This is a genomic window from Shewanella sp. SM71 (assembly GCF_025653905.1).
Lineage (GTDB): Bacteria > Pseudomonadota > Gammaproteobacteria > Enterobacterales > Shewanellaceae > Shewanella > Shewanella oncorhynchi.
In genome coordinates this window covers 87,661-102,723 of record NZ_JAKKRW010000010.1, presented here as the reverse complement: position 1 = coordinate 102,723, position 15,063 = coordinate 87,661, and the positions used below count along the sequence as shown (strand labels likewise).

The window sequence follows — 15,063 nt, the reverse complement described above, 5'->3', positions numbered from 1 at the left end:
CAATACGCTTTAAAGTATAAACATAACTTAACACGCTATAGCGTATAGTCAATGTTTAAGACGTTACAGCGTATAATTTGTTTATATACGTTGTAGCGTATAAATAGTGGCTAAAAATGCAAGTGTAGTCTTGATTAAAAACATAAATCGGATTGTTCAAATGATCCGCTTTCAGCCGCTCGAGAGAGTCAGTCTGATGGTCTCTGGTCTATTGTTTATTTTTCATAGGGGGTGAAAGAGAGTTGTCCTTCCTCATTACTGACAAGTGAAAATTTACCCTAACTTGCCACTCGCCAGCTTCTCCATCAAAAACGCTATCAATACACTCACCTTAGTCGGCAGATATTTCCGCTGTGGATAAACCGCATAAATGCCATGTTCGGGGAGGGGATGATCTGTGAGCAAGGCTTGTAGGCGGCACGCTTGTAAGTCGGCGTCGACCATAAAACGGGGCAGATTGGCTATGCCTAGACCATCGAGTGTGGCTTGGTGGATGGCATCACTATTGTTGACTTGATAGTTACCGTTCGGCTGGATACGAGTTGGGCCCTGCGGGCTTAAGAAGGTCCATTCAACACCATCACGAAAATATGAGTAGAACAAACAGTTATGTTGGCTGAGTTGCTGCGGCGTTTGTGGCGCAGCGTGGCGAGCAAGATACTCGGGTGAGGCGCAAATGACACTTAAACAAGGGACGATTTTACGGGCAATAAGGCTTGAATCTGGTAGATCACCGATGCGAATTGCCAGATCAAATCCGCCAGCAATTAAATCGGTTGTCTTATCATCCATCTGCATTTGCAGCTGTATTTTCGGATAGCGGCGCAGAAACTCGGGGATCAAAGGGGCGATATGCAAGCGGCCAAATACCATAGGGACGGCGATGCGCAAATTGCCCTGAGGCGCTTGTTGTAGCTCAGAAATGGCATCCAACCCTTCCTCTGCGAGTTTAACGGCAGGACGAACATAGTCAAAATAGCTGGCGCCCGCTTCGGTAAGACTTAAGCTGCGAGTGGTACGGTGCAAAAGTTGAATACCCAGACTTTGTTCTAATAGGGTAATGCGTTTACTCACCGCCGATTTACTCAGCCCAAGCTTTGGACTTGCCAGCGAAAAGCTACCGCATTCCACTACAGTGACAAAGATAGGTAGTGCTGAAAAGTGTTCCATGGTGTCCTTAGATTATCGCGTTCCCCTGCCATTATTGTTGATGATACCTCAACAGTCAGTTTTTATTATCGTGGTTATCATCGCCCTTGATGCAAGGTAGACTAATGCACTTGCTGATTGCGGGTGTCGACTGTGAAGCCTAGTTATTTTCGCGCTCATCGCTCATGTTTATCGCTTATCTTGATTACTGCTAGGCAGTTAGCCACAGTGTTGCCGCAATCGCCGATGTACCATTCTCGATGCCACTGAACGGCATGGGATGGGTCTTAGCTATTTTGTCAGAAAGAGAGTTCCTATGTCCTTGCCTTACCAATGGATTTTGTTTGATGCCGATGAAACCCTATTTTATTTCGATGCTTTAAAAGGGCTTAAGTTGATGTTTAGTGAGTTTGGGGTCGATTTTACCCAAGCCGATTTTGACGAGTATCAGTTAGTTAACAAACCACTTTGGGTTGATTATCAAGATGGCAAGATAACTGCCGCCGAGTTGCAAACCATACGTTTCGAACCTTGGGCTGCCAAATTATCTGTCACGGCCATGACGCTCAATAGTGCCTTTTTATCAGCAATGGCCGAAATTTGTTCGCCGCTACCCGGTGCTCGCGAGTTATTAGCCGCGCTCCAAGGCAAAGCCAAATTAGGTATCATCACTAACGGTTTCACTGAGCTACAAACCGTGCGATTAGAGCGTACAGGATTACAGCATCATTTTGATATTTTAGTGATTTCAGAAAAAGTCGGCATAGCCAAACCTGATGTGGGCATCTTCGAGCACGCCTTCGAACTCATGGACCATCCTGAGCGCGAGACTGTGCTCATGGTCGGCGATAACCCGCATTCAGATATCCAAGGCGGCATCAATGCAGGTATTCATACTTGTTGGTATAACGTCCACGGCCACGATGTACCCGCCGGTATCGCCCCGCACTATCAAGTGAGCTCGCACCAAGAGCTGTATAGTTTGTTGTTCAGGTGAGTCAGCAGGCACTCAGCTTATGCTGTGAAGTCACTTAGCGAGTCAGCGCTTCACGGATCTTTCGGGCTTTTTCCTTACCTATGCCTTCGATTCGGATTAATGCCTCTTCGGGGGCTGTGAACACGGCCTCGATATTTTTGAAGTGGCAGAGCAGTCTGCTGGCAAGCCTGGGGCCGACTTCGGGCAGGCTTTGCAAGATAAACAATTGCTGATTTTTCTTGCGTTTGGGCTTACGTCCCGTGAGGGTTAATTCATTTTCTCTGCGATTTAACTGAGTGGCGCAAAAATACAGTATTTTGGCCGTTTCAGTTTGCGATAAACTACGGAGTATTGGGATATGGAAATTGATTGAAATGGAACATAGCGCTCCAATGAGTGGCTCTCTACGGATCTGGTAGCCTGAAATATCTTGAGTACAGCCTTCGATGAGTAGCGCCGTATAGCTTGCACTCGTGGCTAGCCTAGCAACTTGAGCGAATAAGCGCCCATCACATAGAGATTGCACGAGATCGGGCAAGGTCTTGCGTTCAATAATCCAATCATTGAGTTGATAATCACCCAATTTTAGGCGTTTTTTGATGAGTGAGAGATCTTCGTGCAGTGATAGCTCATAGATGATGGTTTCTGCATGTTCTCTATCGTCATAAAAGAGAGGGATTTTAGCCGCTGCCAATTTTAGTGACCTCAACCGAGTGACATATTCAGGATTGTTTATGAGTGTAGTCAGGTTGAGTCACAAGTACCAAAGTTGTCTTCAGCTTTCTGAGTCGCCGAGTTAAAATTTAGTTCTACCTATATCTGTTCGTTTGGCCAGCAGCATTAAGACAGCGCTAGAAAATCAATGTGAGTTAGCTATGAGTGAATATCAGTATTATCGATTCGAATGTGTTAACAGTAGCTTATCGGTCCCTCAGCGGAATAGATTAAGGAATATTTCTAGCCGAGCAGAGATCACCAGCCACTCCTTTTGTGTTCAATATCATTACGGTGATTTAAAGGCCGATCCGGAAGCCTTAATGATGGATTTTTTTGATATTGGCTTTTATTACGCCGATTGGGGCAAGTAAATGCGTATCTTAAATTGCCCGCAGGTACTATCTCCGATGCCTTCACGGCAATTATTGCTGATGGTTACGCGTCCTTTGTTGAAGATGAAAAGTGTCAATTACTGATATTCTCCCTTGAGGAAGATGATAACTACCGTGATGATGAAGATGCGGAATCATTTATGTTTCATCTGGCGGCGCTAAGGGCAGAGTTATTGGCGGGGGATTATCGCGTCCTGTATTTCCATTGGTTGAGTCGAGCCTACGATGATATGGCATTAGAGCCCTTGCCGCTTATAACCTTTGACTTTCACCACTTAACAGCGGCGCAATTGGCATTTACCGACCTTTTTGACATTCCTTTGTCATCGATACGTGCGTTACATCTTTTGCTGCGGTCAATGCCTGCACATGCCCCTCAAACCACAGCGTTAACAGCGCAGCAGCAAGTGGCTAGGCTGTCGGATGTCGATAAGGACGCGTTACTTTGTCGCTTATTTGCTGAGGGGCAATTATCACGCATACAGGCGATAGATCAGTTAAAAGAGCTGAAACCTCAAGTTAATTTTTCCTATTGGGTAACTGGCTTATTGTTGCAACCATTTTGGTCTGTAGCTGAAATGGAGGTTAAGCAAGAGGAACGTGCAGCCAAAACTGAGCGTCTTGCGCAAGAGGCGCAGATACGAAATGAGTATCTTGAAGCTGTCTACAATGAGCGTGAAAATTATTGGAAAAGGGCTTTTGAGGAAGCCTCCCGCGGATGTGCCAGTGGCTATGATCAAGCGACATTGTCGCTACAGACGTTATTCTATGCCTATCAAATTAAATTTTTGGAGAATGATTTTATTCTACCTTTTCAGTTTTTTATTCAAAAAAACTTGAAGCGTAAAGCGCTACTCAAACGCTTAGCGTCACTCAGTCAAGTGTTGTCGTGAATGTGATAGCTTGTCTATAAACACAATGGTTTTCACATGTGAAATTTTTGGAGATGGCGATGACACTTTGGCAACATTATCTTGATGCTGGTCCTAGCTGCTTATGGCAATACCGATTTTGCTTAGTTGCTAATCTGTCTTTTTTAGATTTGCATGATTTTGTACGTTATGGAGACAAGAAGATGCTCAGCAGTAGCTGATCGAGGTGTGCAATCACCTATATCTACTTGGCTAGATGTTCCAAACCAGCGATAAGAGTGATTTCTGATCTGGCATGCCGCCCCTGCAGCTTGAATGCTTTAACCGTGCCGTCGAGTTTGCACTGCAGACCAAGAAGATTGAACTAGTCCAAGACATGAAAGTGACGGTCGATAACAACGCTCTGTATCCTGACTGGAGCAACTGCGACGACATAAATGCCAAGTTGAAGGTGACTTATCCTACTGCTACACGGCTACGGCTTCCCACCAGTAGCCAACGATGAGGTCTACAAGAGCGTGCTGGATCAGGCGAAGAACTTTAAGAAGTATCACGGATGAGCTTTATATCCTAGAGCTACTGTGGGTAGCGTGACTAGAGGTTAAAATGGTTCCTTGAAATTGACGTGATGACGTTAACATCGTCTCTTCAATATGGGTAATCCCAGTCAACTTGGGATGGTTAAATTTCAGCGGCATATTGAAGCCACCTCTGCTTAATGCTCTGATGAGTTGGGTGAATGAGCATCGAGTCAGTACAAGACAACCTCCGGACATTACGTATCATAAAGACCAAGTTATATTACTTAACATTGTTAACGTGATCTGTTTCATTGTATTAATATATAAAATTGATTATTATCATTTTTTTCGTTTATCTAACAGAATCGAGATGTTTGGAAAGCACTTGGCTGCAGTATCGAGCGCCTGTAGAGTCTGGTGCTAAATGGAGTTAGTGCTGTTGGTGAGAGGCATCTACTAGGTTTTTTACAGTTCAGAGGTTTTTTAACATGAAATTCATATTTAAACGTACAGCTATTTGTTTGATGGTTTCCAGCAGCCTTATCATTTCTGGTTGTGCCAGCACAGGGAGCTCGATGACGGGGAACCTGCCAGCAACAGATTCAAGACTTACCAATGGCCAAGAGGCTGAATTTTTTAGTGCCTCTGGATTCCAGGCGTGTGCTGCGGCCGCAGGTATTGGGATTGCAGCTTGTATGTTTTTGAAGTCAGAAGAAAAAACTCAGTGCTCTATAAAGGCGGGTATAGCAGCCTGTGGTGTGGCGATGGGGGCTAACTACTATTTGGATAGTCGTCGCGCCGAATATGCCAATACCACAGAACGTTTGCAGGCAATGGACCGCGACATTCAAAAAGATACCGAAGTTGTGGTGGCGCGCACTAATATTGCCAAGCAGGTCATTGCGGATAATAGTAAAACGTTGACTCAAATTGCTCAAGATAAAGACAAAGCCAGTTTTGACAAGGCGTTAGCACAGCGCCAGCTTGGTAAAGTCGATGCAGATCTAGCTCAACTCAAGAAAGAGTTGACTAATATGCGCAAGAAGGCGACCGAGTATCAACAAGTCGCTAAAAGCGAGCAAAGTGAGGTAGCTGAGACAGAATTGGCAATGGTCAATACCAAAGTGCTTGAACTGAATAAACAGATTTCACTATTAGAACAAGAGGTTAATGGCCTCTATGATCAGCGTAGCGCCATTACTGTTGGTTGATTGTTAAATATCGTATCATCATCGTTAAGGGAATCGAGAATATCCCGAGCTTACCGGGATATTGACAGGAAAACGTCATGAAATTGAGAGCCGTCTATCTGAGTAGTTTGCTGGTATTAAGTGGTTGTGCCACTACCCCTGCGGATTGCGATCCAGCCAACCGTAGCGCGAGTCTACTTACCAAAATGAGTTGTGATTCTTCTGGTGGATATCGCCAAAAGATCGACAACCAAGAGCAACAGCTAAAACAAAATCAGGAGCTTAATACGCTGTCGCACCAGATTTTGGCCGACATGGAAAGCCGTAAGCAGCGATCAAATATAACGCTGGCGCAAGAGCAGGCTGATCAGCAAGCGCTAAAAATGTCATTAAGCCAATTGGTTGCCCAGCTGAAACTTAAAGGTGGCATACAAACCAGTCTACAGCAGCAGATCACCGAGTTGGCGGAAGCTGAACAGCGGTTCACTCCCTTCTCAAATGATAATGCTGCTCAAGTTGCCGCTAGAAGAAAAGAGGCCGCTATCCTCGAAGTTAAGGTTAAAGAACTGAATAAGAGTCTGGGTTACTAGATCTAGATTACTTGATCAGGTCTGGCTTGGCTGACGAGTGTTTGCTAGCAAGTACTCTCAAGACGTCTTTTGGATGTGAAGTCTCTTTATGCAGCGAGTAATATCGTGTCCACCTATTGACAAACAAACGCTCGAAAATTATGAGCAGAGCCTCGCTGTGCTCTATTGTCATTTTCCTCCCCTCATTACCAGCCTGTTTGCGACGGCACGTTGTAATCATGATGGTAATCTGGAGTGGTGGAGTGAGCTTGAAGGGCAACCCATACCGCTGAATGCACTTCCAGCTACCGAACAAGCCATGCTGCATGAGAAGTGTAGGCTTCGGCAAGAGGCTATCCGTCAGTTGGCAGAGGAGTTGGCTCGCCGTGGTGAGACAGTGCTTGCAGAGCGGCTAGATATCTTACTCAAGCAGACACCAGGATTGGCGTGCTACGGCATCAATGGCGAGCCGGTTTTGGTTCACTGGGGGATCCCGCCGCAGACCGCTGAGCCAATGCGACAAGAAGAGCTTGCACCGAAGCTGAGCAAGGGGCGCTGGATTATTGGCAGGCAGCTTGGCTGTTTGGTTGCGATATTATTGATACTGGTACTCGTGATCCTGTTGCAGTGTTGCTGGCCCACATTATTCAGATTGGGTCTCCCATCTGGCAGTGCGTCTCGGACCAATCTGTCTAAAGATCAGCCCAGTATCAGCCTGGCAAAACAGCATGATTTTGGCCGCATTCAGGTTAATCTTAATTGGAACAATCCTAGCGCTGACAGCACGATTGATTTAGATTTAGCTGCTTTTGTACGACTGAAAAATCAGAGTAAAACTGGGGTTGAGGCGCTTAGTCGTTTGTTTGGTGATTATGATAATGAACCTTATGTAGCGTTGGAGGGGGATGATCGCAGTGGTGCCAACAGTCATGGGGAATGGTTATCTATTAACGGTACTCACTGGCAACAGATCGATGAAGTGCTTATTTATGCCTTCATTTACAGCGGTGCTTCTCATTGGCAAAGTACTCAAGCCACCATCACCATCCACATTCCTGATCAGCCATCCATTACGACGCGTTTAACCGAAGGGAGTGATAATAGAGCCGTTGGCGTTATCGCCCGGTTAATCAATGTTGATGGCGCTATTAAAGTTGAACGGATAAACCAGTATTTCGACGATCGAGAGAGTGTCGATAAAACGTTCGGATGGGGTCTTAAGTGGCACTCAACTAAGGGTAAAAGCTGACTTAGCCTGCATCTACGCAGGTAAGATCCCGCAATAGCATAATTAGACTTTTTGAGGATTTAAAATGCAGGGTTCCATTCAGGGTCCATTACTGCGTAGTGGTCAAAATTCCGCGTTTAAGGCGCTTGGTGAGACCGGATTCCCTGTCTACCGCATGGCATCCCAGTTACGGGAGACTGTTCGCCGCCAAGATACGGGCCTCGATCTTGCGCGCCATTTGGCGATCCCGCAAAACGATCAGGGGGGAGATAGAACCGACTGGTACAGCAGCTTTGCGGGAGAGGTGATCCATTGGAACAGTGCCACTGAGTCTGAGCGTGCAGCAGCTTATTCGCAGTTTGAATCCTTCAAGTTGGCGGTGCTGGCACTTAGTGAACGGCTGCTTACCACTGATGACAAGCACAATGGTGGTGACAAACGAGTCTTTGCCTGCTTACTTAGGCAGGTGGTCAATTTTCCTGATCAGGATTTTGTGTATCTGGTGGATGGAGTATTAGTTATCACTTTTTGGGGTTTTGTACACGATAACGGTGAACAGCGAGACCCTATGCACTGGCTAAGGCCAGTAAGTTCGAACTCGGCCATACCAGAAGCAGCTTTTAGCCCCAAAGTCTCTGCGCTTGAGGTTGCACAAGCCAAAGGCTTTGCGCAGACGATTCCCGTATATACCCAGCCGCTAACACCAACGATCCATAACGAGGGTTGGTGGTGTCGCTGGCGCTGGCGTTGGTTGCTCTGGCCGTTGTTGCTGCTGGTGCTGTTAGCGCTGTTGCTGCTTGGTCTGCGAGCCTGTGCTCCCAACATTTCAGTACCAAGCATAACATCGATGGACTTGCCGATGCTTGGGAATAGTGTAGGGCATAGTGCAGTGGCTGTTCCCCCATCAGGGCACGTGCTACCAGTGGATAACGCTTCCGCAGGAAGTGCTGATGTGGCAACAGTTTTGCTTGGCCTGGCATCCGAGCAGGATAAATCTGCGGCTAGCACCATTTTGACGTCAGGTGATCCGCACACGCCACCACCTGCCGCCTTGGCTGGCAGTGAGGCATCAGCGCCAGCAAATTCCCCGCAGACACCGATGCCAGTCGATCCAGCCGCTGAGCTCGTGCTGTCTGCGAGTCAGCTCTCCGCTGGCGAAGTTACGAGTAAAAGTTCCTCGCAAGAGCCGGCGCCTCAAGATAAGACGCTGGCGATACCGCCGACCATTGCCAATGGACCCGCTCAGTTTTTAGACGGAGATTGGAAAGTCAACGGTGGCATTCAGGACACCCAGACTGGTAAGCCCTTGCAACTGCAATACAGTTTCAAAGATGGTAAAGGCCGAGTCAGCCTGCGTCAATCCAATGGAGTTGTATGTCAGGGGGGCGCAAACGGAGTGATTGCAGATGGCCAATTAAGTATTAACAATGAGGGGCCGGCTGAGTGCAGTGATGGATCTAGCTATATGATCCCAAAAATTGAATGCCAGCCGGGTACGGATAATGGTACCGACTGCGTTGGCCGCAATAATGGTGAGCAGCAGTTCCCCATCAAAATGCGCCAGATAAATCCCTAAGGATAGGAAGAGACAATCATGTTGCCAGAAATAAAACCATTTGATCGTCAGGTCACCCTTGTGGGTGATTCAGGGATCCAGTTTATGGATTTCGGTCTGACGCTGGATCGCAAACAGGCTGGCGAATTTGTAGAGCCGGCCAGTGGCGTGCTCACTCGTTTGCTGTACAACGAAGAAAAGGATTTCCATTTCTTCCAGCCAGGACCCGACGCTATCGAAAGAGCGCACGCTAAGTACGATATTGCACTCAAGAGCAGCCTCGAGTTGCTGGACGGGATCTGGCTGCCGCTGCCGCTGTTCCGGTTTAATCCTCCCCACTTTTATAATGAAGGGCCGATCAACTGGGCACGTTTTCGACTGCTGAAACTGCAAGAGCCGGATTTGGATGGTCATAGCCATCGTTTGACTCTGGTTTTTGATACTCGGATTATGGCCAAGTTGCACGGTGCGGCCGATCTGGGACCAAATCAGGAAGATGTCAGTGCGGGTGCCACGTTTCAGGTCGCCACCTCGACCTATGCCCTTGGTTGGTATCTGACCCAGCCTTGGCTAAAAGAGTGGCTGCTTGAGGTCTTTAATGATGCAAGCAAGGGGCGTGATAGAGAGGAGCGGGAGATCGAGATACAGCTGCAATACCCGATTGCACATTATCTCAATCTGCTTTCTTTGCTTGCTAAACCAAGCGCTGATCAGCAAAGCAAGGAGCCGCCACTGGTCGAGATCCCACAATTTCGCATCATCGCTAACGGCGAGACCAATGCCATCAAGCCTATCCCGGTAGATCTGGTGCTTGACGTGGGTAACTCTCGCACTTGCGGCATTCTGATTGAAGATCACGGTCAGTCCGGTTCCGGCCTGATGCACAACTATGTACTGCAGCTGCGGGATCTGAATTCCCCCGAACAGGTTTACAGCCAGCCCTTCGAAAGTCGCATCGAATTTTCACAGGCCTTCTTTGGCAAGGATCACTTCTCGGTACGCAGTGGCCGCCATGATGCGTTTCAATGGCCGACCATCGCCCGAATCGGCAACGAAGCTGGCCGCTTGGCCAGCCGCCGTCGTGGTAGTGAAGGATCTACTGGCCTGTCCAGTCCGAAGCGCTACCTGTGGGATGAGAAGTTCTATGGTCAGGGTTGGCGCTTCAATACGGCATACCAGCAGCACGACGCTCATCCGCTGGCAACTGCTGCCCCTTTTGCCAACCTTATCAATGAAAAAGGAGAAGCGCTACACACTATAGAGGATGAGATGGATCGCATACCGGTGTTTACGCCGCGCTACTCACGCAGTGCCCTGATGACCTTTTTGCTCGCAGAGGTACTGACCCAAACACTGACCCAGATCAACAGCCCGGCCCAGCGGACTCGCCAAGGTCACGCCGGCATCCCACGCCAGTTGCGCAATATTATCCTCACCGTGCCGCCCGGCATGCCGATGGCAGAACGCTGCATTCTTGATGAACGCATGCACCAAGCCGTAGGGCTGGTGTGGAAGGCGCTGCGTTGGCACCAAGGAGAACAAGACCCTTATCGTAGGCTGGATGAGGGGAGTGTGCAGGATAAAATTCAGGTGCCGTTGCCCCGTGTCCGGGTGGAATGGGACGAGGCCTCCTGTGCCCAACTGGTCTACCTCTATACCGAGATCAACCAGAACTTTGCCGGTCATCCGGAGGAGTTTTTTGCCGCGCTGGGCCGCCCTGACAGAAAGAACCGTGAGAGTATTACCCTCGCTTCCATTGATATTGGGGGCGGCACCACGGATCTGGTGATCACCGATTATGCCCTCGATCGTAGCGGGCAACATGGGGCCGGTGTGAATGCCCATATCGTTCCGCAGCAGCGCTTTCGCGACAGTTTCAAAATTGCGGGGGACGATATACTACTCGATGTGATCCAGTTGTTGGTGCTGCCTGCGTTGGAGGCTGCGCTTAAACAGACCAGTGTTGCGTCAGTGGACACCTTATTGTCTCAGCTTTGTGGTGCCAACAACGTGAGTGCGGCAGAAGCCGTGCTGCGTCAGCAACTCAACTTGCAGGTATTTGTCCCGATTGCTCTTAATCTGCTGGGTCGCTATGAGCAGTATGATCCGCAGGGCTCTGGTGCGAAAGTGAGCGAGAGCCTGCGTTATGGCGACTTGCTGCCAGACAATAACATCAGTGAGGTGGTTGATGCGTTTGTGCGGCGCGAGGTACAAAAAGCGGGCGGTGGCGGTGATTTCAAATTGTGCGAGGTGCCTATTACTTTCAATTTGGCACAATTGCATCAGTCGTTGCTGTCTGGTCGTTTCAACATCTGCAAGGTGTTGACCGCACTGTGTGAGGTGATGGCTAACTACCATTGCGACATGTTGCTGTTAACCGGGCGTCCCTCTTTACTGCCGGGCATTCAGGCTTTTATTCGGATGTGTCTACCATTGCCGCCGGGACGCATTTTGCCGCTACATGGTTACCATACTGGTACTTGGTATCCGTTCCATAAGAATGGCCAAATCGAGGATCCGAAGAGTACCGCCTCGGTGGGAGCCATGATCACCTTATTATGTGCAAATCACAGTATTCCAAACTTCCATTTCCGCACGGCGGCACTCAGGCCTTACTCCACCATCCGCCATATGGGGATCATCGACCTGCAAAATATCATCCGAGATCATGATGTGACCTACCGTGACATTCAGTCGCATGAGGGTCAGATCCAACTGCCTAGCAGCGGTAGTTCCGAGGCGGATACTCCAGCTTGGATCATGCGCGGTGATTTGCGACTAGGGTATCGCCAGCTCGATACGGAACGCTGGACGGCATCTTCCCTCTATACATTGCGTTTCAGTGATGAAGGGCGGGCCAAATATACCCAGGCCAAGGCCCCAGATGGCAGTTCACCTTATCTCGAGGTAAAGCTGGCCATTGGCAAAGATAACCGGGCTAGGGCATTGGGGCTTATTAGTGACAAGCTGATGGTCAGTGAAGTGAGCAGCAACACCGACAAAACGTTCAATAAGCGGGATATCGAGCTGGAGCTCAACACCATGCCAGATGCCGGACTCATCGATAGCAGACACTGGCTAGATAGCGGGAGTGTAAAACAATAATGAAGCCTCAACAGGAGATCCTAAATCAAGGCTGGGCAACCATCGAACGCAGCGCCCTAGATGCGCTTGCCTGGGTCGATGCAGTGCGCCATGACTCCCATCGTCTCGACAACGAGGCGGATAAGCTCAACCTCAGTCTGCACCGGGCCAGCAATTTGGCTAGCAGCCTCAAGCGGGTGGCTGGTACACCCATGACGGTGGGTTTTTTCGGCATTTCCCAAGCGGGTAAATCCTATCTGATCTCAGCCTTGGCCGCTGGCAGTAATGGTGCACTGGAGGGGCGCTATGGCGAGCGTCCGGTTGACTTCATCAAGGAGGTTAACCCGGTGGGCGGCGGCAAAGAGGCCACGGGTCTGGTCACGCGGTTTACCCGTGCCCAGACCACTGCTCCGGCGAATTACCCGGTACCCTTGCAGCTGTTTAGCGAGATAGACTTAGCCAAGATCCTGGCCAACACCTGGTTTAACGATTTCAACCACGAACTTCTGAGCTATCAGCTCGATGAAGCGCGCATCGAGGCGCGGCTGCGGCCGTTTGAGGATCGCCCCATCAATGCAGTGGCCAACAACGGTGTCAGCCGTGATGATGTGGTGGCCCTGTGGGACTATCTGAACGGCAGCTTTAGAAAATCAGTGGAAAAGCTCGAGCATGGCTATTGGCCGCGGGTATTGCAGTTGGCACCGACCCTGACGCCCGCTGAGCGGGCCGAGTTGTTCTCCCTGTTGTGGGGCGAGCAAATCGAGCTGACCGAGATCTATCGCAACCTAGCGACCAGCCTTGCCAGACTGGGCCACGCCAAGACCGTCTACGCTCCCCTTGATTGCCTGTTGAATCAAGGTAACGGCAGTGTGAGCATCATGAATGTAGACAGCCTCGGCTTGTTGGGATCCGCCGAGGACAGGACCGTCGAGATCTGTTTCTTGGGGACTGACGGTCGGTACACGTCTGCCTCGATTGCCCAGGCCCAGCTGGCCGCCCTTACCACCGAGTTGATCTTTCCCATGGTCGAGGGGTCAGCGGATAGCTTGGTGGAGCAGGTGGATCTGCTCGATTTCCCCGGCTACCGGGGTCGTCTCGCGATTAGCAAACTGGAGGAGGCCGCTAGCGCAGGCGGAAGTCCGATTTCTCAGTTGTTGCTGCGTGGCAAGGTCGCGTATCTGTTCGAGCGTTATACCGACAATCAGGAGATGAATGCCTTGGTGGTTTGTGCCAGCGCTGCCAAGCAGAGTGACGTTACCAGTGTGGGTCCTGTGCTGACGCGCTGGGTAGAAAAGACCCAGGGCAAGAGTGCCTGTGAGCGGCAGAGTCGTAAACCGGGTCTGTTTTGGGCGTTGACCATGTTTGATATGCGGATCAACAGTGGGCTGAATCTGACACCAGCTCAGCTCAAGGAAGGGTGGGATGGCCTGATGCAGCAAACCCTGCTGGAACGTTTTGGCCAATATGAGTGGATCCAGGAGTGGGCACCTGGGCGCGCATTTAACAACTGTTTCTTGGTACGCAAACCCGGCATGCCGGTCCCTTTCTTGAGCATGGACGGTGGGCGAGAAGTGGCTGTTGTACCTCAATACGCTGAGGTCTTGCAACAGATGGCGACCTCTTTTGTGGCAGGAAAAGGTGTGGTGCAACATTTGGCTGATCCTGAAGCTGCGTGGGTGGCCATGCTGTCGCTCAACGATGGCGGTATGGCCAGGCTTGGACAAGAGCTGAGGGGAGTAGCACATCTTGAATTCAAGCTTGATCGACTTCAGCAGCAGCTGGACGCCAAGCGCAAAGAACTGGCGGAGCAACTGCTGGGGCGTTGGTATGAGCAAGATGGTGACGGTCAACTGGCGAAAAAGCGGGAGATAGGCAAGCAGCTCTGGACTGGGCTTGGCGCCCGTTTTAACTCCCTCGGCGAGCTGATTAGCCAACTGGATCTACCCTCCGCGGAGCTGAACAATATCTACCTCAGTATTCGTGAGGATGTTCCCAAGGATGAGGGGGTAGAAGCAACCGCTATCTCGCCCTATGGCAGTAGCCCTGCCAGCCCATTTGGGCAGATGCCCTTTGGTGCGAGTCCTTTTGAAAGCAGCCCATTTGCGGGCAATTCTTTCGGTCAGGCTGATGTCGCCGTGGCGAACACAACTGCCAAGGCTGAAGAGCGGGTAGGCCAAGATGATGGTTTCGCCCGTGAGGCATTCAAGGCATGGGTCGCTCATCTGCGTGATCTGCCTACCCAGAAAACCCTGCTGGCTCAGCTCGGCATCGAGACCGAATTGATCGACTTGCTCACCGAAGAGTTGGTTACGGCGGCTAACCGTCTGGATCTGGAGGGGACGTTGAAGCGAACCCTGGCTGGGCAGGAGCAGGCGGGGGTGCGGCGAGAACAACTGTTGGCACGGCAAGTGATGAAGGCTCAGTTTACCTTGCGCGATTTCGTGGCCTGGTTTGGTTTTTTGGCCATGCCACCAGAGAAGGTGCCAAACAGCTTTACGGGCGCTAAGGGCAAGCTGTTTGCCCGTGGCGCAGAAATAGGCCAGAACGAGTTGCCTTGCCTGCCTGCTACACCGCTCAATCCTGCCATGGCGTATTTGGGGGATTGGCTCTCTTCCCTGGTGCTGATCACCCAAGATAACGCAGGCCATAGTGCCACACGGGATATTTCTCACGATCAGAATCAGCGTCTGGGCCAGATCATCCATCAATTAAAACAAGAGTAAGCACCATGCTAGCCAAAATAATTGCTACCGACCCCGCTGTGCCGGGTGAAGCCCAACTACTAATCCGGCTGCGGGGTGTCTCCGAGC

Annotated in this window: 10 protein-coding genes; 8 read left to right on the top strand and 2 right to left on the bottom strand. The window is 50.0% G+C overall.

The features are described from left to right. Nucleotides 1–273 precede the first annotated feature (273 nt). Nucleotides 274–1,170, bottom strand: coding sequence for a LysR family transcriptional regulator (locus L5L97_RS11725; RefSeq protein ID WP_263182088.1), 897 nt, complete (start codon nt 1,168–1,170; stop codon nt 274–276). A gap of 295 nt (nt 1,171–1,465) precedes the next feature. On the opposite strand from L5L97_RS11725, the gene yjjG reads away from it, so the two are divergent. Further along, entirely contained in the window at nt 1,466–2,146 is a 681-nt protein-coding gene (gene yjjG / locus L5L97_RS11720) for a pyrimidine 5'-nucleotidase (RefSeq protein WP_263182087.1), read from the top strand. A 34-nt stretch (nt 2,147–2,180) separates the two neighbouring features. Here yjjG and L5L97_RS11715 read toward each other — a convergent pair whose 3' ends face one another. After that, the gene (locus L5L97_RS11715) at nt 2,181–2,819 is read right to left on the bottom strand and encodes an ERCC4 domain-containing protein (RefSeq protein WP_263182086.1); all 639 of its coding nucleotides are present in this window, start codon (nt 2,817–2,819) and stop codon (nt 2,181–2,183) included. A gap of 381 nt (nt 2,820–3,200) precedes the next feature. Between L5L97_RS11715 and L5L97_RS11710 the strand changes: the two genes are divergently transcribed. From L5L97_RS11710 to L5L97_RS11680, 7 genes are all read left to right on the top strand, one after another. Next, on the top strand, nt 3,201–4,127 hold the full coding sequence (locus L5L97_RS11710; protein WP_263182085.1) for a hypothetical protein: 927 nt from the start codon (nt 3,201–3,203) through the stop codon (nt 4,125–4,127). 988 nt (nt 4,128–5,115) lie between these two features. Then, nucleotides 5,116–5,838: a hypothetical protein gene (locus L5L97_RS11705; RefSeq protein ID WP_263182083.1), complete on the top strand. Its 723-nt coding sequence runs from the start codon at nt 5,116–5,118 to the stop codon at nt 5,836–5,838. A gap of 77 nt (nt 5,839–5,915) precedes the next feature. Beyond that, nucleotides 5,916–6,407 (top strand): hypothetical protein, encoded by a 492-nt coding sequence (locus tag L5L97_RS11700; protein ID WP_263182082.1) that lies wholly within the window; start codon nt 5,916–5,918, stop codon nt 6,405–6,407. Nucleotides 6,408–6,495: 88 nt separating this feature from the next. Continuing rightward, nucleotides 6,496–7,635, top strand: coding sequence for a hypothetical protein (locus tag L5L97_RS11695; RefSeq protein WP_263182081.1), 1,140 nt, complete (start codon nt 6,496–6,498; stop codon nt 7,633–7,635). 64 nt (nt 7,636–7,699) lie between these two features. Next, nucleotides 7,700–9,190, top strand: a complete 1,491-nt coding sequence (locus tag L5L97_RS11690) for an SrfA family protein (protein ID WP_263182079.1) — start codon at nt 7,700–7,702, stop codon at nt 9,188–9,190. A gap of 18 nt (nt 9,191–9,208) precedes the next feature. Beyond that, nucleotides 9,209–12,274 (top strand): virulence factor SrfB, encoded by a 3,066-nt coding sequence (locus tag L5L97_RS11685; RefSeq protein WP_263182077.1) that lies wholly within the window; start codon nt 9,209–9,211, stop codon nt 12,272–12,274. Then, nucleotides 12,274–14,976, top strand: coding sequence for a putative virulence factor (locus L5L97_RS11680; protein WP_263182076.1), 2,703 nt, complete (start codon nt 12,274–12,276; stop codon nt 14,974–14,976). Before L5L97_RS11685 ends, L5L97_RS11680 begins: the two co-directional genes overlap by 1 nt. Nucleotides 14,977–15,063: the final 87 nt, after the last annotated feature.

Bases quoted from the DNA above. Each gene is read 5' to 3' on its own strand.
- L5L97_RS11725 (WP_263182088.1), bottom strand. From the start codon at position 1,170: ATGGAACACTTTTCAGCACTACCTATCTTTGTCACTGTAGTGGAATGC.
- yjjG (WP_263182087.1), top strand. From the start codon at position 1,466: ATGTCCTTGCCTTACCAATGGATTTTGTTTGATGCCGATGAAACCCTA.
- L5L97_RS11705 (WP_263182083.1), top strand. From the start codon at position 5,116: ATGAAATTCATATTTAAACGTACAGCTATTTGTTTGATGGTTTCCAGC.
- L5L97_RS11700 (WP_263182082.1), top strand. From the start codon at position 5,916: ATGAAATTGAGAGCCGTCTATCTGAGTAGTTTGCTGGTATTAAGTGGT.
- L5L97_RS11695 (WP_263182081.1), top strand. From the start codon at position 6,496: ATGCAGCGAGTAATATCGTGTCCACCTATTGACAAACAAACGCTCGAA.
- L5L97_RS11690 (WP_263182079.1), top strand. From the start codon at position 7,700: ATGCAGGGTTCCATTCAGGGTCCATTACTGCGTAGTGGTCAAAATTCC.
- L5L97_RS11685 (WP_263182077.1), top strand. From the start codon at position 9,209: ATGTTGCCAGAAATAAAACCATTTGATCGTCAGGTCACCCTTGTGGGT.
- L5L97_RS11680 (WP_263182076.1), top strand. From the start codon at position 12,274: ATGAAGCCTCAACAGGAGATCCTAAATCAAGGCTGGGCAACCATCGAA.